This is a genomic window from Paenibacillus sp. Y568, assembly GCF_059445545.1.
Genome location: NZ_JCAIUM010000001.1, coordinates 213,191 through 231,248, shown reverse-complemented (window position 1 = coordinate 231,248; position 18,058 = coordinate 213,191). Strand labels below are relative to the sequence as shown.

Sequence of the window (18,058 nt, the reverse complement as noted above, 5' to 3'; positions counted from 1 at the left end):
CTGCTGACAAATATCAGAAGCCATTGTGGACAGTAATTGCTTGTTATATTAATGCAATGGCTAATAAAGTGAATAAACTTAAGGTCAATATTTGATTGCCTGGGTAATAAAAGGCAGATGTGTGTACTTTATTTCTAGGAGAGTCCGTTCTCAAATAAACATTTTGGCTATCTACGCCGGTTACTACTCCTTCATGCGTGTATCCATTTGTCGTAAGAATACGCACTCTACGATTCATACAACTCAAACAGTTATAATATGCCTCCACTGTTGTCAGCCTCCTTTCATGTCATAGGTCATTTTATGAGTTATATGACTAGCTTGTGTCGGCTAAGTTACCTGTGGCGTAGTGAAGATATGAATGAAATCGAATATTGTAATCTTAAATAGGGCGATGTTTAAGGAGCTTTAGAGTAACGGGGAACATTGTTGGTGAATAGATTATTAAATAAGGATTATTGTCAGTGTTGTGCATACTTTGAAAATACAATATAGGGTGGGAGGAAGAATGAATGACTCCCGTGGGGAAAAATAAAAAACAGCAAAATAATTCATCCAAAAAAAATAAAACATCGAACTCGACGGTCTTGGACTCATTGCAGGGACATAACTTAGAATTTATTGTGGCTGCGTTACTTGTAACAGGGAAATTAAGAGTCGATGCAGTTCAAATATTTAGAGAAGCAACCATGATTGTGAGTTTAGTAGGTCAATATAATACGTTGAAAAAAATGAATAACACGAATAACGCCAATATGAATAATTTAATTGATTTCATTAACAATAATGCCAACTTAACTGTAGCTGAGCTTGTTCAGGCCATGGGTGGAAATACTTGATGACCACAAGGAAAGAGGTAAAGTCAATGAGTGATCAGAATTTTGATGGTACTTTTTTCGCCGAGAGTGTAGTTGTTATTATATTGGTTGTGTTATTTGTTTTTGGTTCTTCAGATATTGAAGGGCTAAGTGCTACACCAACAAGAGATTAGCATATTTTATATGTAAAGTATGGATAAGCACCTCGCTAAGGGTGTTTTTTTCTTGAATAGAGACAAAATAAAAAAGTTACAATCTTTTTTCTGGAAACTTTGCTAAAATGAGCATACGATAAGATATATTAAATCCCTACACCATGAAAGGTGGATTGACATTGAAATCTAAGAAGTGGGTCATTGTGACCACGGCTGCTTGTGTATTACTTGGAACTTCTGTCATAGCTTTCGCATCGAATCCAATTAAATTAATTATAAATGGAAATGAACAAGTAACAGAAACACCACCACAAATTATAAATGGACGAGTTATGGTACCTTTAACGACCATTACAGAAGCGTTCAATAAAATAGGTTCTTATAACGCGAATTCAAAAGAAGTTGAAATCAAGGATTACGAAAAAAAGGTCATTTCTGAATTAGATCATATTGTAATCACTGGAAAGGAAGGGGAGAGTGGGGATTATGAAGAATTAGAAATCACTACTGATCAATTCAGTAGAGCCTTAGAAGGGTACACTGTAACGAACCCAAACTATGTTCCAGAGATTCATACGGTTGATTTGAACGGAGATGGAAATAAGGAAATTGCGATTATTTTAACTAAAGGATATGGAACAGGAGTCTACATAAGCGAACTTCACTTAATTAATGGTGATTCAGGCTCGAATATTCCTGTCGAGGATGCGATCATTGCTATCAAAAAACAGTTCACAGGAAATGTGACAAGTAAAGGCATTGAATTGGTTGTAAATGGTCATCAGACCTTGACTACGAATGATAAGTTGAGCACAGAGAGGGAGCACTGGTTCAAAGAGCCTGTAATCGGTAATATTATTCATTATTATGTTGAAGACAATATCATAAAGGCTTCTGCGGCTGTACAAGTTTCTCCAGGTGATTTCATTGGGGAGTTAGAGATTGAATATAGGGTTAAGAATGGAGTCTATATAGCAGGGGAGGCTATCTTCTCTCAAGACGAAGAATAGCCTTATGACTGAAGGATAATTTAACTGAACATGTAACTGATATAGACCATTGCAAGTAAACCTATGATGAATGAGTATGTGGAGGGTCTCTCATAACCGTGACCATGACTCTCAGGAATGAGTTCCTTATACACGATAAACATCATCGCACCAGCAGCGAAAGCCAGACCGTAGCCTATTAAAGATTCGATGTAACTTGCGGTGAAGTAACCTACAATCGCCGCAATGACTTCCATAAAACCAGTGAGTGCAACGAGTAGAAAGGCATTGAGTTTTGTAAGGTTAGAATTCATTAAGAATACTGCCAAGATCAATCCTTCGGGCATATTCTGAGCACCAATTGAGATGGCAACCATGGGACCCAAACTCTCGTTGTCACTTGCAAAGCTAAACCCGGTACTAAGACCTTCTGGAATGTTATGTATGAATAGAGCGATAATGACGAGTAGCGATTTGGAATCAAACGTACTAATACCAGAGTCATTCTCAACATCAATATGAGGTATATTCTTCTCAATTAAGTCAAGAACAACAATACCTAACAACAATCCAATGGTTAGAGCTACAATGCCAGATTCATTGACAGCTTGTGGCATCAATCCAAAGGTGGAAGCGGATACCATGATGCCTGCGGTAAAGGCGATTAGGATATCCTTCCACTTTTCAGATAGGTTCTTGACAAAGAATAAAGGAACGGCTCCCAAAACGGTAGCCATTGCCGAAATAAAACTTCCAATAATAGCTGCTTCCATAAGAACACTCCTTATATATGATGGATTGTTAAGTTATCTCGCTGTTAGTTGTACAATCCGTTATATTCAAATAATGGATACAGAAGCGGTTTGTTTTGTGATCTATAACGGTGGGTTGGCATGGCACTTACGGCATACGGGATAATAGGTTTCATTACCACCAATCTGGATTTGTTGTCCTGTATAGATAGGTTTGCCGTTTTCTACACGCAATGTCATGGTAGCCTTACGTTCACAGAACCAACAGATGGTTTTCAACTCTTCAATTTTGTCCGCGTAAATCAGCATGTATTTACTTCCCTCGAACAGGTTGTTTTGAAAGTCATTTTTAAGACCAAATGCCATGACGGGAACATGAAGTTCGTCCACAATTTGGACTAGTTGAAGGATCCCTTTTTCAGTCATGAACTGACATTCATCGATGAGTACACATGATGGTTTCGGTTGATGCTCTTGTACGATTCGAAAAAGATTAGTATCCTCATAGATAGGGATTGCTTCTTTACGTAAACCAATTCTTGAGGAAACGTAACCTACTTCGTCCCTGTCATCGATCGCTGATGTGAAGATTAATACGTGTTTGTTCTGTTCTTCATAGTTATGGGCGACTTTAAGAATTTCAATGGATTTACCACTATTCATAGCCCCATATTTAAAAAATAACTGTGCCAACCTTACCTCTTCCTTTCAACTTGCCTCTAAGTATGATGTGAGGAATTTTTGATTTCCTGTACATTTATTTATATTAACAAAACTAGAAACACATAAACAGTACTTTTAAAGGAGAAAAAATATGGAATCGATTGAACAATACAAACAACGAATTGCAGATTTAGAAAGAACAGGGTCAGTTGATTCAGAAACCCACAAACTTGTGAAGGATCTTGTGGAGGATTTAGATAAGTGTATTCAGTTGAATCTCTCACTAAGAAAGACCATTTTGAAATCCAATTCTAAGGAATCAAGGATGTCGACAAAGCTTCGTGACGCTTTATACGAATAAAAGTTTATATCTTTATGTATGCATAAATGGGCCTAACCATCACACCAATTCAGACTTCTTGATATATGTTATAGGAAGGAGAGTTGGATAGCTTCTGTTGAAGGGTGGGGTGATGGTGAGTCTTTCTTCCAATAAAAAGCGACGACGGAGAAAAAGAGTTCAAATTTCTAACAAGGGGCAAAGTACGAATGGCTCTACCCCAAATTTAACTCCACAACAAATTTCTCTTATTGGTGCCCTTCTGGCTGGCTTCTTTAATATAGATTCTGTGATCTACACTCGTGATAATATATTACAAGTATTACTGACAACAGATAAGCTAACGGAGTTACCTATATTGGGTCCACCAACGAATGCTAATAAGTCGCAAGCAGATATTCAGGATACGATTAATATCATTGCGAGTGATCAAGGAACCTTTTGAAATCTGGAAATAGAAAAAAAGACTCCGTTAGCGTTAAACAAACGGGGTCTCTTTGGGTTGATTCATTCCACCCTCACATTTTCGATTGAGTAGGAGCTTTGGGTGGAGTCGGTTTCCTTTTTTCTTTGAAGCGAGGACCGACATAATTACGTTTCCGATCTCGAGTGAGAATCCAACCTCCCAGAAAAGCCATACCAGCAACAAAGAGGACAAGTCCTCCTCCAAAATGAAGCCATTGGAAGGATGGATCCGCTACAGACGCATCACCATGTATGGAGAGATAATCGAATAGGCTATCTTTCATCATTAGAAATCCTGTCATAGCCATCAAACCTGGAATAACCAATATTAGAATGGCGATGAAGCGGGTAATGAGTAATTTCATGGTTAAATCCTTCCTATTTCTTGGAATATTTATCTCCTTGTATAATACCGTTTTCATGGAAGGATGTCTATTTGAATAAAAGGCTAAACTTTGTAATATGAATGAAAAAGAGTAGAATATAAGAGAGTGACGGAATGTCAATCTAAGCAAGATGATTGTGACATTCCATTAGGTGAAAACCAAATAGGTGGAGGATATATATGACTATTACATGTGATATTGCAATACTCGGCGGAGGTACCGGTGGTTATGTGGCTGCAATTCGTGCCGCGCAGTTAGGTAAAGATGTCGTGATTATTGAAGAGGACAAGCTTGGTGGGACATGTCTCCATCGAGGCTGTATTCCAAGCAAATCTTTATTACGTAGTGCGGAGGTATTTGCGGAGATTAAAGAAAGCGACAGCTATGGTATTGAAACAAGTGGAGCCAAAGTGGTCTTCCCTAAAGTGCAACAGAGAAAGACGGATATTGTAGAACAATTGCATCAAGGCGTTCAATATTTAATGCGTAAAAATAAAATTAAAGTGCTACACGGCAAAGGGCGTGTGACTGGACCTTCTATATTCTCACCTAAGAGTGGGGCAGTAGCTGTGGAATTAGCAAACGGTGAAATGGAGACTATAGTACCAACACATTTAATTATTGCAACAGGTTCCCGTCCTCGGATACTGGCAGGTCTTGAACCAGATGGTGTTCATATTCTGAGTAGCGATGAGGCACTATTAATGGAGCAGCTACCTAAATCTATAGTTATTATCGGTGGTGGAGCCATTGGAGTGGAATGGGCCTCTATGCTGAATGATTTTGGAGTCGAGGTTACGATCGTAGAAACGGCCAATCAACTACTTCCACAAGAAGATGAGGAAGTCTCCAAAGAGCTAACACGAATCTTTAATCGTCGTGGCATTACGGTAATGACAGGTAGTAAAGTGCTAGCGGATACATACCAGGTGAGTGGTGGAGTAGTTACAATCAATGTAGAACAAGGGGGTAGCACCCATAGTCTAACCGCTGAGAAGTTGCTTGTATCGATTGGACGGCAAGCCAATGTAGAGAACATTGGTATTGAAAATACGGACGTGCGTACTGAAAAAGGATATATTGCGGTTAATAAGTACTTACAGACTGGTGAAGCACACATCTATGCTATAGGAGATGTGATCGGTGGCGTTCAATTGGCCCATGCAGCAAGCCATGAAGGAATTGCAGCTGTGAATCACATGACTGGAGAAACAGTACATCCGTATGAATCACAACTTATACCGCGTTGTGTATATACGCGTCCTGAGGTAGCGAGTGTTGGCTATACGGAGAAGGAATCCAAGGCATTAGGATTGGAAGTTAAAGTTGGGAAGTTCCCTTTCCAAGCGATTGGAAAAGCATTAGTGCATGGAAACAAAGAAGGTTTCGTCAAAGTGATAGCTGACCGCAAGACAAATGATATTCTAGGGGTACAGATGATTGGCGTTCATGTAACGGATTTAATTAGCGAAGCTGCATTGGCACAAGTACTGAATGCAACACCTTGGGAAGTGAGTCAGACTATCCATCCACATCCTACTTTGTCTGAAGTGCTTGGAGAAGCTATGCTTGCAGTCGATGGAAATGCAATCGGAATGTAAGGTTGAATGGGATTTGTAATCTATAAGTTTAAAATTCTTATGTGAAATGTAATCAAACCGCCTTTTCTTTTTAGGGGTAAAAGGATTATAATAGGTTTAGCCTAGTCTTAGTACCTGGTTTTAAGATCAGATATGAGGATTTAGCTCTATGAACAAGGAGGTACCTACCATGAATGATAAAGAAAATGTTAAAGGGAATAATCAGCATGAGCAACTTGGACTGAGTGATGGTCAAGTGATTGACATGTACAGATATATGCTACTAGCACGCAAATTTGATGAACGTAATTTATTGTTACAACGAGCAGGGAAAATTAATTTCCACGTTTCAGGTGTAGGGCAAGAAACAGCTCAGGTTGCAGCAGCGTTTGCTCTAGATCGCGAGAAGGATTATTTCCTTCCGTATTATAGAGACTACGGTTTTGTACTAGCTGTAGGAATGACTCCTAGAGAATTGATGTTATCTGCCTTCGCAAAAGCAGAAGATCCTAATAGTGGTGGGCGTCAAATGCCAGGTCACTTTGGTAGCAAAAAATTACGAATTGTTACGGGATCTAGTCCGGTGACGACTCAAGTTCCTCATGCCGTTGGTTTTGCACTTGCTGCAAAAATGAAGAAAAAAGACTTTGTTTCTTTTGTTACTTTTGGCGAGGGATCAAGCAATCAAGGGGACTTCCACGAAGGTTGTAACTTTGCTGGGGTACATAAGTTGCCAGTGATCATTATGTGTGAGAACAATCAGTATGCGATTTCTGTTCCTATCCACAAGCAAATTAGTGGGAAAATTAGTGATCGTGCGCTGGGATATGGATTCCCTGGAATTCGTGTGGATGGTAACGACGCGTTAGAAGTGTACCGTGTAGTTAAAGAAGCAAGAGAACGCGCAATTCGTGGGGAAGGTCCAACGCTTATAGAAGCGATGATGTATCGACTCTCACCACATTCTACATCGGATAATGATCTTGCGTATCGTACACAGGAAGAAATCGATGAGAACTGGAAGAAAGATGGCGTAGCTCGGATGAAATCCTATTTAATAAATCTTGGTATTTGGGATGATGCTAAAGATGCAGATCTAGTGGATCAGTTAAATATGGAGATTAAAGAAGCTACGGAATATGCTGATCGGGCACCGTTCCCGAAACCAGAGGACACGCTTCTGCATGTCTATGCCATGTCTGAGGAGGATAAGTCATGCCAGTAATGGAATATATTGATGCGATTCGTCTTGCCATTAAGGAAGAGATGGAACGCGATGAGAACGTATTTGTACTTGGGGAAGACGTGGGAGTTAAGGGCGGCGTATTTACGACGACCAAAGGATTGTTGGATCAGTTCGGTGAAGAGCGCGTGATGGATACGCCGTTGGCTGAATCAGCTATCGCGGGTGTAGCTATTGGAGCTGCAATGTATGGGATGAAGCCTATTGCTGAGATGCAATACTCAGATTTCATGCTACCCGCAACGAATCAAATTATTAGTGAAGCGGCCAAAATCCGTTATCGTTCAAATAATGACTGGAATTGTCCGATTGTCGTTCGCGCACCTATTGGCGGAGGAATCTTCGGAGGGTTGTACCACTCTCAGTGTCCAGAATCGATATTCTTCGGCACACCGGGTCTAAAAATTGTTGCACCTTATTCTGCATATGATGCCAAAGGTTTATTAAAAGCAGCTATTCGTGACCCAGATCCGGTACTCTTTTTCGAGAACAAGAAATGTTATAAACTCATTAAAGAAGACGTTCCATTAGATGATTATATTGTACCGCTCGGCGAAGCTAATCTGTTGCGCGAGGGCGAAGATATCACGGTTATCGGGTACAGTATGCCACTTCATTTCTGCATGCAGGCTGCTGAAGAGCTGGAGAAAGAATCAGGGATTACTGCACATGTCCTAGATTTGCGTACATTACAGCCACTAGATAGAGACGCTATCATTGCTGCAGTCCGTAAAACAGGTAAAGTCCTTATTGTTCATGAAGATAACAAGACAGGCGGTATTGGTGCCGAAGTATCTGCCATTATCTCAGAAGAGTGTTTGTATGATCTTGATGCACCGATTATGAGATTGTGTAGCCCAGATGTACCAGCGATGCCAATTAGCCCTCCTATGGAGAAATTCTACATGCTTAGCAAGGATAAAGTGAAAGAAGCCATGATCCAATTGGCGAACTACTAGGAAGCTTAGGAGTGAAGAATATGTCTGAACAATTAACCGATGTGTTTATGCCACAGCTCGCCGAATCGCTTGTCTCTGCAACGATTGGCAAATGGCTTAAACAACCTGGAGATAGAATTGAACAGTATGAACCGATCTGTGAAGTGATTACAGATAAGGTGAATGCTGAAATTCCATCCACATTGGATGGTGTAATGGGAGAACTTATAGCTGAAGAGGGTCAAGTTATTGCTGTTGGGGAGGTTATTTGTAGAATCGCTGTTGCTTCTACGAATAATTCGGCGCACGTGAATGTAGTAGCGAATACAACTACACATGAAGCTTCAGCAACTGCATCTACTGATCAATCTATGCGTAGTCGATATTCACCAGCTGTTCAAACTTTAGCAGCGGAGCACCACTTGAATCTTAATGATATTAAAGGAACAGGTATGGGTGGAAGAATCACTCGAAAAGATGTTCTAGCACATGTAGAGCAAGGATCTTCAGGACAAGGTAATTCATCATCCGTTATCTCCTCGCAGGATACGGGAGGAGCATCACCCTTCGATGGATTAAATCATATTAACCCTGCTGTGACTCCTTCTCAGTATGTGGAGAATACTGCGCCAGCTTCTCGGAATTCAGGACTCCATTTGAATGCAACTCCACCCATTCCAAACAATGTGATTGAAGGACAATCAGGAAGAACGGAGACACTTATTGATATCACGCCGATTCGCAATACTATTGCCACACGTATGCGACAAAGTGTATCTGAAATCCCTCATGCTTGGACAATGATTGAAGTGGATGTAACGAATTTAGTCTTGTTACGAAATAAGCTCAAGGACGAGTTTAAGCGTAATGAAGGTTTTAATTTAACGTATTTAGCCTTTCTTTTGAAAGCTGTTGTTAATGCAATAAAAGATTACCCAATCATGAACTCTGTATGGGCAGTAGACAAAATTATTGTCAAACGTGACATTAACATCTCTTTGGCTGTAGGAACGGAAGATACGGTAATGACGCCTGTTATTCAAAGAGCAGATCAGAAGAATATTGCGGGTCTTGCTAGAGAAATTGAAGAGCTTGCAACTAAGACTAGACAAGGGAAATTAAAGTTGGATGATATGCAGGGTGGTACGTTTACAGTAAACAATACAGGGTCCTTTGGTTCCGTGTTATCGTATCCGATTATAAATTATCCACAAGCGGCTATTCTCACATTCGAATCGATTGTTAAAAGACCGGTTGTTATTAACGATATGATCGCCGTTCGTTCAATGGCTAATTTATGCTTATCGTTAGATCATCGAATTCTGGATGGTGTGATCTGTGGTCGCTTTCTCCAACGTGTAAAAGAAAACTTGGAAGGCTACACCTTGGATACGAAGTTGTATTAGAACCACAATGTGAAACAAATAGGTTAACTTCGTTTCTTTTACGGAAGGGTGAGGATGGATTTGCGCAAAATGCTTGATATTTCGTATACCCCATTTATGGACTATGGTGAAGCTTGGGATCTACAAAAAGAAATCGTTCGTCGTATAGATCTTGGAGAGCAAGAGGAAAGTCTCTTGCTTCTGCAACACCCACCTACGTATACCATGGGATCACAAAAACATCCAGAACATCTTCTTCTCAGTGAAGATCAGTTAAAGGAACGTGGAATTGCTTTGTTTCAAATTGATAGAGGTGGAGATATTACTTATCATGGTCCAGGGCAACTGGTAGGATATCCCCTACTTTTATTAAATGGACAGGGGTTAGACTTACATGGATATTTACGCAATCTAGAACAAGTCATTATTGATTATCTGCATCTTTATGGTGTTGTTGGAAGCCGGAAACCGAAATATACAGGTGTGTGGGTAGGTGAAGACAAGATTTGTGCGATCGGTGTGAAGTTTAATAAGTGTCGCCACCATCGAGGTTTTGTAACAAGTCATGGATTCGCTTTTAATATAACTTCTGGTATTCAGAATGAAGGATTTCTAGGAATTGTTCCATGTGGGATTAATGAATTCGGTGTGACATCACTTGAGGATTGCACCGGGGAATCATTTGATATCATGCAAGTTGCTAATGAGATCGCCCCAATATTTACTTCCATATTTGATTATGAAGGGTACGTATCGGATACATTAAGTGAAGCCCGCTGATTTCTAGCGGGCAAGGAAAGGTTCAACGACCATGAGTAAAGTAGAGCCAAGCATGGCGATGAGCATAAGATAAATGAAAACACGAAATACTTTTTTTCGTTGCATGATGAAACTCCTTTAATTTAGGTTGATTTAGAAGTCATAGACTAGGTCTATTACTATTCACTTATTGTAACGTATCTACGAGAGAGAGGGAAGTCCAATGACATTACAAGAGCGTATTGTGCAGGAATTTATAGAATTGGTACAGGTAGACAGCGAAACTATGCATGAAGAGGAAATATGTGTTGTACTCAAGAAAAAGTTCACTGAACTTGGATTGAATGTTGTGGAAGATGATAGTAAAGAGCGGACGGGTCATGGAGCGGGGAACCTAATTATTACTTGGGAAGCAGATCAACTTATCGATGCTCCGCATATCTTTTTCACATGCCATATGGATACTGTTACACCTGGTGTTGGCATTAAACCGTCACTTGGTGAAGATGGATGGATCACAAGTGACGGAACGACAATTCTAGGTGCAGATGACAAGGCTGGGATTGCAGCTATTCTAGAGGCTATTCGTGTCATTCAGGAACAGAAGATACCTCACGGACAGATTCAATTTATCATTACTGCTGGTGAGGAATCAGGACTTCGTGGAGCAAGAGCATTTGATCCTACGCTTATGGATGCAGAATACGGTTATGCCATAGATTCTAATGGTGAGATCGGTGCAATTGCTGTTGCGGCACCTACACAAGCTAAAATTACGATGACAATCATTGGCAAATCAGCGCATGCTGGTGTCAATCCCGAAGATGGAATCAGCGCCATTCAAGTGGCTTCGAAAGCCATTTCACGTATGAATCTGGGTCGCATTGACCATGAGACAACTGCTAATATTGGTAAATTCTTTGGCGGTGGACCAACAAATGTCGTATGTGATCGCGTTCAATTAGATGCTGAAGCCCGTAGTATTGTTCAAGACAAAGTAGATAAACAGATTGCACAGATGAGAGAAGCGCTTGAGACTACAGTTCGTGAATATAATGCAGAGTGCGAATTCCGTAGTGAAATTGTATATCCTGCGTTTAATTTCAATGAGAACGATGCTGTCGTTAAGCTCGCTCAGCGTGCAATCGCTAATCTGGGGTTATCGAGTAGAACATTCCATTCCGGTGGAGGAAGCGATGCTAATATATTTAATGGGTTCGGCATTCCTACCGTTAACCTGGCTCTTGGATATGAGAACATTCATACAACGAAAGAACGGATTAGAGCAGCAGATATGCTAAAAGCTTCCGAAATGGTCGTAGCGATCATTCAAGAATCTGGTAAAGAGATAGCTAAGAAGGGGTAATACTTTTCTTTATGATATGAATTGATAAAATCCTGACCATCAGACTGCGATCTGATGGTCAGGATTTTTTAGTGTGTCTTTTAGTTTCTAAGTCTACTCTTTAGTATGACTTGAACTTGAATTGAGGGAAGTAGATCGGCCCACCCAATGCATCTGCTGCAATACGTCGCTCTTGTGCATGGTTCCACACGGTATGCCAATGGGTATCCTGAATAAGATGCAGGGATTGGTGAACATTATGTATATATTGGTCTAAAAGCTTAGCAGAGTCCCCTTCTTCTAAAAGATGATCATTTCTATCTATTAACGATTTTAGTGATTTAGTTAAATAGCATGATGCTGTTGCGAATTGTGCATTAGTATAGCTAGGATCATTCATATACAGTTGTTCGAAATATTCAGCAGCCGATTGAAATTGACCTTCATCATACATCATTTCACCAATCATAAAGCATATATGATGATTGCTAGTTCCCTTCGGATCCATAGGAAGTTGGGGTAAAGTAGAGAGAAGATCCAGAGCTTTACGACGATAGCCCTCGGTATATAATACGTGGATCAACTGCTTCAACTCATCTTCAGAGGGATCAACCAGAATAGTCGAACATACATCGGGCTGACTGTGGCAAATAGCTAACTTAGCCATATCTAAGCGTTCTGAGCGTGTGAAATTAAAGGATGAGCCATCGTGAGCTAACCACCGGCAGAGATTACAAAGGGTCTCAACAGAAGAGGCGAACGGTCCGATATCTATTTCAATATGGTGGAGTTCTTCCAGTCTCTCCAACAAACGAAAAGCTTCTAAGAATTCACCTGTATGAAGACAGCATTGAATATATTGAATGTATTCGATCTTATGTAATGAGTTGCGGATGGAAGAGTAAAGATTAGAAGCTTCCTTATAGCATCCTAAAAGGAATAAAGCATCGGCTAGCAACTTAGAATTAAGCTTGTTCTTGGAGCACTTCTTATATAGAATGGAAGCTATTTCGTGGTCTTGTTTGCCCATCGAATGAAGCAGATCACCCCATTCAACTAACCCTTCCAACTTAAATTTACCAGATTTTAGACATTGCTGAAATGCGAGAACGGCTTCGGTTTTATTTCCTACTACTTTGTTAATCTTGCCATATTCTAGCCATACTAAGGACTTGTCGAAACCATCGGTAGAAAATACCCCTTTGAACTCATGGGTGCTTTGTAATGCCTTTTTTAAGCTGTCTAAAGCTTCAGTATGTAGACCTCGTGATTTATACCACATACCTATCTTGAATTGAAGTGATGGGGGAAAAGGGTCACTTAATAGATATTCATTCAATTCATTTATAGTCATTACAAACACCTCCACTTATTTCTATAACGCTATAATATACTATTTGTTTGGAGGAGGAGTAAATAATTTATTATAAAAGTATGAATATTGAACATAATAGCAATGAATTGAAGTTATTTTGTCTTTTCCAGCAGTTCTTTAACCGTAATGTGTGAACCCCATTGCTTCTGCCATTGTTGGAGCATGATTCTGATCTGCCATGCTTGTCCCACCATGTGAAATGAATTCGTTGATCGATAGCTTTTCATAGGTTTTCCTTCTTTCAAATGAAGTTTGGTATAATAAACACCATATGTATCAGCTTGTCCTTTCATGCTTATTTATATAATTAGGAGGTTTCATTTTGAAAGATAATAGTCTGAACCGATCATCTGCATTGGATGAAGTAACGATATCAACGAAGCCAATATTTGAAGGCAAAATAATAACTTTACAAGTGGATACCGTGCGTTTGCCAGACGGGAAAACAGCAACACGGGAAGTGGTTCGACACCCTGGAGCTGTTGCAGTCCTTGCATTACATAATGGAAAGATGTTGGTTGTTGACCAATTCCGTCAACCTATGGGCCGGTGTGAAGTGGAGATTCCAGCAGGGAAACTTGAACCTGGTGAAGATCCGATGGAAGCTGCAACTCGTGAATTAGAGGAAGAAACGGGGTATCGTTGTGGGGATATTAAGCTGCTACAATCGTTCTACACATCCCCTGGATTTGCTGATGAGATTATCCATTTGTATGTGACGCAAGATTTGGAGATAGGTGAGATGTCTCCAGATGAGGATGAATTTCTTGAGTTATCCGAAATCACGCTTGAAGAAGCGTACCTTTATATCAAAGAAGGACGGATTAGTGATGCCAAGACCATCATGGCCGTCTATGCTTGGCATCTATTTACGCTCACAGGGGAATTTGGGTCATGACTGTGAAGTCGTTAATAACCCAAGACTCCCTCCAAGATTATTATGCTGATTTACATATTCATATTGGTAGGGCGACCAATGGGCAAGCTGTCAAGATTACAGGAAGTAGGAATCTCACGTTTGCTAATATCGCTAAAGAGGCAGCTGAGCGTAAAGGAATAGAACTTATAGGGATCATTGATTGTCATTCCCCATCCGTACAGAGCGATATTCTATCTTGTCTGTATTCTGGAGAAATGAATGAGATTGACGGTGGTGGGATTGAATATCAAGGAACGACCATCTTGCTAGGTTGTGAGATTGAATTCAATGAACCTGGTAAGGGAGCAGCACATCTATTAACGTATTTCCCTAATTTGTCTGTAATGCAGCAATTTAGTGCGTGGATGAGCCATCATATGACGAATATTAACTTGAGTACACAACGGATTTATGTACCTGTACGTGAACTACAAGAAGAGGTAGTTCAACGTGGTGGGATTGTTATTCCAGCACATGTATTTACACCGCATAAGGGGATTTACGGGAATGTAACCGACAGAATGGCTGACGTATTGGATCTGGATTTAATAAGTGGTATTGAGCTTGGATTAAGTGCAGATTCTACGATGGCAGGTTTGCTCAGTGAGTTGGATAACGTTACTTTTCTAAGTAATTCAGACGCGCATTCCCTTGGCAAAATAGGACGAGAATATAATCGGATTCGTATGGCAACTCCTTCATTTGATGAGTTTCGGAAAGCTTTGAAGAGAGAAGATGGACGACAAGTGATCGCTAATTATGGATTGAATCCCCGTCTAGGTAAGTATCATCGGACGTTCTGTAATGCTTGTCACAGCATCATTGAAGAGGATGTACCCACTACGAATAACCATTTATGTCCCTATTGTGGAGTGGCCAAAATTGTACAAGGCGTGATGGAACGTATCCATACCATTTCGGATCGGGACACAGCTCATATCCCAGAACATCGTCCACCCTATCATTTTCAAATTCCATTAGAATTCATACCTGGCCTCGGCAAAGCCAAGATGGCTTCGTTACTTCGAGTTTTTGGAACGGAAATGAACATTCTTCACCAAGCAAATGAACAATCGATTGCTGAAGTAGTAGGAATGGACATGGCGAAGCACATCATTATGGCACGGAATGGTGAGCTGAATCTTACATCTGGTGGCGGAGGAACATACGGTAAAGTGAATCCGATCTAAGGACAAGTCATAGTTTGGATGAGTCTCTCATAACCTATAAGTATGTGATAGGAAGGGAGACTCTTTTAAAAATGCAATCGATACGTCATTCCTTTAAAGACCAGACTATGCTTTTTATTTTTGTAGCTGTATTGTTCCTCGTTGGAGTCATATTTGGGGCTCTGATGGTTAATGCACTTTCTTTAGAGCAACAACAGGATCTGGCAAGATATTTGGGTAATTATTTTGTGACTTTGGACCAAGGTAGTACTGGAACTGAACAGGCTACTTATTGGAATATTGCTATGTTGCATTTGAAGTGGGTAGGATTAATCTGGATTTGTGGGCTATCGGTTATTGGTCTACCAGGTATATTAATTCTTGATTTCTTAAAGGGAGTTCTCATAGGATTCACTGTTGGTTATTTAGTAGGACAGTTCTCATGGAAAGGACTTCTATTTGCGTTAGTATCCGTTGCCCCTCATAATTTATTTGTTATTCCTGTATTAGTACTTTGTAGCGTGGCTGCCATTAGCTTTTCCCTTCATATTATTAAAAATAGAGTTATGATGCATCGTCATGGGAATATAACACGTCCTTTTGTTAATTATGTTATGTTGACTGTGGTGATGGGTGCACTTATGTTGGGGATTTCATCGTTTGAAACATGGGTAACGCCAGCGATGATGCGCTGGGTGACACCTATGCTAGTTAATCCAACGACACTCTCCTTTTTATATTAGAAATGCGTTTGACTTTATGAATAATCTCACCCTATAATGAAGGAAGTGATTAATTAGGCAGTATTTCCTAGGGGGGAGAGTATGCAGGCTCGGATCGATAAAATCAAACAACAATTACAATCCCAGGGCTATAAGCTGACACCCCAGCGGGAAGCCACCGTCAGAATTCTATTAGAGAATGAAGAAGACCACCTCAGTGCAGAAGATGTCTTTATGCTAGTGAAAGAAATAGCACCTGAGATTGGATTAGCTACAGTGTACCGTACACTTGAACTATTGAGTGAACTTCATGTTGTGGAGAAGATCAATTTCGGTGACGGTGTAGCTCGATATGACTTGCGGACAGACACGGCGAAACATCATCATCACCATCTTATTTGTGTCCAGTGTGGACGTATGGATGAAATTCGTGAAGATTGGCTTGGTCCGTTGGAGGAACGTTTAGACAGGGAATATAATTTCACTGTGTCGGATCATAGACTTGATTTCCATGGTATTTGTAGTCGCTGCAACGAGAAAAACACGGGTAACAACAAGGAATCTTAACGTATACATTCGTAATGAATAGATGAATAGTGTAACCAAGCTCTCGCCAGCATAAGATTTGTTTGGAGGGAGCTTTTTGCTGTATACTGAAGTTCATGAATCTAAGTGCTTGTCATAATACCTACGGCTCTCTCATATCTTCAAGGTAAGAGGAGGGATTCTATGGTTATTTCTTTGCGTAAATGCCTTGCATTTTTAAGATCTGTCATTGTTTTTATAGCATTAACTTATTTATTGTACAATCTTTTAGGTATTTTTGGAGAATGGATCACGCCTGTGGATCATTACAAAATTCCTAAAGGGTATGCTGTTAAAGCTTTTGGGGATGTTGGTGGACAGACGAGTGTGGATACCAGTATGGGTGAACGCCTCCGTTTTTATTACTGGTACGGTGAATAAAGATGCTAAATCACAAAGAAGGATTTTATATGATTTTGTCGAATTAACAGATATAATTTATTTAAGGCATAGTGAAATGAAGCTTCCTATATGCCTACAAAGGAGTGCAATGATCGATGAAGAACTATCTGGCACCCTTTATTCGCTATATGGATGAAGAAAAAGGACTGTCTCTGAATACGTTAGAGAGCTATGAACGAGATTTGACACAGTTTCTGGAATTTGTCGATAGTCGTGGAATTACTTCTCTACAAGAGATCAATCGAAGCCACATCCTTCTTTTTTTGGGAGCTGTGAAACAACAAGGTCGTGCTGCTGCGACGGTCACACGTAAGACGGTCTCTATTCGCTCTTTTTTTCAATATTTAGTAAGAGAATCTTTAGTGGGACAAGATCCTTCCCTACAAATGGAAACCCCTAAGATTGTGAAGACACCACCCAACGTACTCACTGTTGAAGAGGTAGAGTTATTACTATCAGCGCCAGATACTACAACCTATCAAGGATTGAGAGACAAGGCGATGTTAGAGCTACTGTATGCGACAGGAATGAAGGTCTCTGAAATCGTATCCCTGGATACAGAACATGTTCATACAGATCTTAGATACTTACATTGTATGGGTACTTCACGTAAGGAAAGAATTCTTCCTATGAATAGAGTGTCTGCGGACTGCTTGGATATGTATTTGAAAGAAAGTCGGGACAAGCTTGCGAAGGGAAATAAGGAAGAGACTGCGCTGTTTCTGAACAGTCTAGGAAGCCGTCTGACACGACAAGGGTTCTGGAAGATGTTGAAGAAACACGCCAAAGAAACAGGAATACACATGGATATTACGCCATATACATTACGCCATTCTTTTGCTACTCATTTGCTGGATAATGGTGCAGATCTTAGATCCGTACAGGAAATGCTAGGGCATTCTGATATTTCAACGACGCAAGTATATAGTTCTTTGATTAAGAAGAATCTGAAAGAACAATATGATGATCATCATCCTCGCTCTATGAGACATCCAGGGATGTTAGAATGATATGTGAAATCAATAAAAGGGTGTTTCGGAGAGACAAGGGATACAAGAAGAAGGAGTG

General features: G+C 40.2%; 24 protein-coding genes. 17 read left to right on the top strand and 7 right to left on the bottom strand.

Translation table 11 applies throughout. The annotated features are described in order from the left end of the window. Positions 1–43 precede the first annotated feature (43 nt). On the bottom strand, positions 44–268 hold the full coding sequence (locus AC1D7X_RS01155) for a hypothetical protein (protein WP_495454446.1): 225 nt from the start codon (positions 266–268) through the stop codon (positions 44–46). 244 nt (positions 269–512) lie between these two features. Between AC1D7X_RS01155 and AC1D7X_RS01150 the strand changes: the two genes are divergently transcribed. The 3 genes from AC1D7X_RS01150 to AC1D7X_RS01140 all read left to right on the top strand — a co-directional run bounded on the left by AC1D7X_RS01150 (position 513) and on the right by AC1D7X_RS01140 (position 1,983). Beyond that, positions 513–839, top strand: coding sequence for a hypothetical protein (locus AC1D7X_RS01150; protein WP_495454447.1), 327 nt, complete (start codon positions 513–515; stop codon positions 837–839). 26 nt (positions 840–865) lie between these two features. Continuing rightward, complete coding sequence (locus AC1D7X_RS01145) at positions 866–991, top strand: hypothetical protein (protein ID WP_495454448.1); 126 nt, start codon at positions 866–868, stop codon at positions 989–991. 161 nt (positions 992–1,152) lie between these two features. Next, positions 1,153–1,983 (top strand): stalk domain-containing protein, encoded by an 831-nt coding sequence (locus tag AC1D7X_RS01140; RefSeq protein WP_495474491.1) that lies wholly within the window; start codon positions 1,153–1,155, stop codon positions 1,981–1,983. 20 nt (positions 1,984–2,003) lie between these two features. Here AC1D7X_RS01140 and AC1D7X_RS01135 read toward each other — a convergent pair whose 3' ends face one another. Both AC1D7X_RS01135 and AC1D7X_RS01130 read right to left on the bottom strand, forming a co-directional pair. Then, positions 2,004–2,735 carry a ZIP family metal transporter gene (locus AC1D7X_RS01135; RefSeq protein WP_495454450.1) on the bottom strand — a complete coding sequence of 244 codons (732 nt, stop codon included), beginning with the start codon at positions 2,733–2,735 and terminating at the stop codon, positions 2,004–2,006. A gap of 102 nt (positions 2,736–2,837) precedes the next feature. Next, entirely contained in the window at positions 2,838–3,407 is a 570-nt protein-coding gene (locus AC1D7X_RS01130) for a thymidine kinase (RefSeq protein ID WP_495454451.1), read from the bottom strand. Positions 3,408–3,528: 121 nt separating this feature from the next. Here AC1D7X_RS01130 and AC1D7X_RS01125 point away from each other — a divergent pair, with 121 nt between their 5' ends. Beyond that, positions 3,529–3,738, top strand: coding sequence for a hypothetical protein (locus AC1D7X_RS01125; protein ID WP_495474490.1), 210 nt, complete (start codon positions 3,529–3,531; stop codon positions 3,736–3,738). 112 nt (positions 3,739–3,850) lie between these two features. Then, complete coding sequence (locus AC1D7X_RS01120; protein ID WP_495474489.1) at positions 3,851–4,162, top strand: hypothetical protein; 312 nt, start codon at positions 3,851–3,853, stop codon at positions 4,160–4,162. 73 nt (positions 4,163–4,235) lie between these two features. On the opposite strand, the gene AC1D7X_RS01115 is transcribed toward AC1D7X_RS01120, so the two are convergent. After that, a complete protein-coding gene (locus AC1D7X_RS01115) occupies positions 4,236–4,547 on the bottom strand; it encodes a DUF2627 domain-containing protein (protein ID WP_495454454.1) in 312 nt (103 codons plus the stop codon). A gap of 200 nt (positions 4,548–4,747) precedes the next feature. Here AC1D7X_RS01115 and lpdA point away from each other — a divergent pair, with 200 nt between their 5' ends. The 5 genes from lpdA to lipB all read left to right on the top strand — a co-directional run bounded on the left by lpdA (position 4,748) and on the right by lipB (position 10,494). Next, on the top strand, positions 4,748–6,169 hold the full coding sequence (gene lpdA, locus AC1D7X_RS01110) for a dihydrolipoyl dehydrogenase (RefSeq protein ID WP_495474488.1): 1,422 nt from the start codon (positions 4,748–4,750) through the stop codon (positions 6,167–6,169). A gap of 169 nt (positions 6,170–6,338) precedes the next feature. After that, on the top strand, positions 6,339–7,373 hold the full coding sequence (locus AC1D7X_RS01105) for a thiamine pyrophosphate-dependent dehydrogenase E1 component subunit alpha (RefSeq protein WP_495454456.1): 1,035 nt from the start codon (positions 6,339–6,341) through the stop codon (positions 7,371–7,373). After that, entirely contained in the window at positions 7,364–8,350 is a 987-nt protein-coding gene (locus tag AC1D7X_RS01100) for an alpha-ketoacid dehydrogenase subunit beta (protein WP_495454457.1), read from the top strand. Before AC1D7X_RS01105 ends, AC1D7X_RS01100 begins: the two co-directional genes overlap by 10 nt. 20 nt (positions 8,351–8,370) lie before the next feature. Continuing rightward, positions 8,371–9,735 carry a dihydrolipoamide acetyltransferase family protein gene (locus AC1D7X_RS01095; RefSeq protein ID WP_495474487.1) on the top strand — a complete coding sequence of 455 codons (1,365 nt, stop codon included), beginning with the start codon at positions 8,371–8,373 and terminating at the stop codon, positions 9,733–9,735. Positions 9,736–9,789: 54 nt separating this feature from the next. Beyond that, positions 9,790–10,494, top strand: coding sequence for a lipoyl(octanoyl) transferase LipB (lipB, locus tag AC1D7X_RS01090; RefSeq protein ID WP_495474486.1), 705 nt, complete (start codon positions 9,790–9,792; stop codon positions 10,492–10,494). A 3-nt stretch (positions 10,495–10,497) separates the two neighbouring features. Here the strand turns inward: lipB and prli42 are convergent, their stop codons facing one another. Continuing rightward, positions 10,498–10,599, bottom strand: a complete 102-nt coding sequence (gene prli42 / locus AC1D7X_RS01085) for a stressosome-associated protein Prli42 (protein ID WP_495454460.1) — start codon at positions 10,597–10,599, stop codon at positions 10,498–10,500. Between the two features lie 97 nt (positions 10,600–10,696). On the opposite strand from prli42, the gene AC1D7X_RS01080 reads away from it, so the two are divergent. Beyond that, the gene (locus AC1D7X_RS01080) at positions 10,697–11,839 is read left to right on the top strand and encodes a tripeptidase T (RefSeq protein ID WP_495474485.1); all 1,143 of its coding nucleotides are present in this window, start codon (positions 10,697–10,699) and stop codon (positions 11,837–11,839) included. Positions 11,840–11,939: 100 nt separating this feature from the next. On the opposite strand, the gene AC1D7X_RS01075 is transcribed toward AC1D7X_RS01080, so the two are convergent. After that, entirely contained in the window at positions 11,940–13,172 is a 1,233-nt protein-coding gene (locus tag AC1D7X_RS01075) for a tetratricopeptide repeat protein (RefSeq protein ID WP_495474484.1), read from the bottom strand. A 113-nt stretch (positions 13,173–13,285) separates the two neighbouring features. Continuing rightward, entirely contained in the window at positions 13,286–13,420 is a 135-nt protein-coding gene (mciZ, locus tag AC1D7X_RS01070) for a Z-ring formation inhibitor MciZ (protein ID WP_495474483.1), read from the bottom strand. A gap of 95 nt (positions 13,421–13,515) precedes the next feature. Here mciZ and AC1D7X_RS01065 point away from each other — a divergent pair, with 95 nt between their 5' ends. From AC1D7X_RS01065 to xerD, 6 genes are all read left to right on the top strand, one after another. Continuing rightward, entirely contained in the window at positions 13,516–14,091 is a 576-nt protein-coding gene (locus AC1D7X_RS01065; RefSeq protein ID WP_495474482.1) for an NUDIX domain-containing protein, read from the top strand. Then, complete coding sequence (locus tag AC1D7X_RS01060; RefSeq protein WP_495474481.1) at positions 14,088–15,302, top strand: endonuclease Q family protein; 1,215 nt, start codon at positions 14,088–14,090, stop codon at positions 15,300–15,302. Before AC1D7X_RS01065 ends, AC1D7X_RS01060 begins: the two co-directional genes overlap by 4 nt. Before the next feature lie 71 nt (positions 15,303–15,373). Further along, on the top strand, positions 15,374–16,024 hold the full coding sequence (spoIIM, locus tag AC1D7X_RS01055) for a stage II sporulation protein M (RefSeq protein WP_495454466.1): 651 nt from the start codon (positions 15,374–15,376) through the stop codon (positions 16,022–16,024). Positions 16,025–16,105: 81 nt separating this feature from the next. Continuing rightward, a complete protein-coding gene (gene fur, locus AC1D7X_RS01050) occupies positions 16,106–16,570 on the top strand; it encodes a ferric iron uptake transcriptional regulator (protein ID WP_495454467.1) in 465 nt (154 codons plus the stop codon). 162 nt (positions 16,571–16,732) lie between these two features. Further along, positions 16,733–16,969, top strand: coding sequence for a DUF4227 family protein (locus AC1D7X_RS01045; RefSeq protein WP_495474480.1), 237 nt, complete (start codon positions 16,733–16,735; stop codon positions 16,967–16,969). A gap of 116 nt (positions 16,970–17,085) precedes the next feature. Further along, on the top strand, positions 17,086–18,000 hold the full coding sequence (xerD, locus tag AC1D7X_RS01040) for a site-specific tyrosine recombinase XerD (protein ID WP_495474479.1): 915 nt from the start codon (positions 17,086–17,088) through the stop codon (positions 17,998–18,000). The last annotated feature ends 58 nt before the right edge of the window (positions 18,001–18,058 follow it).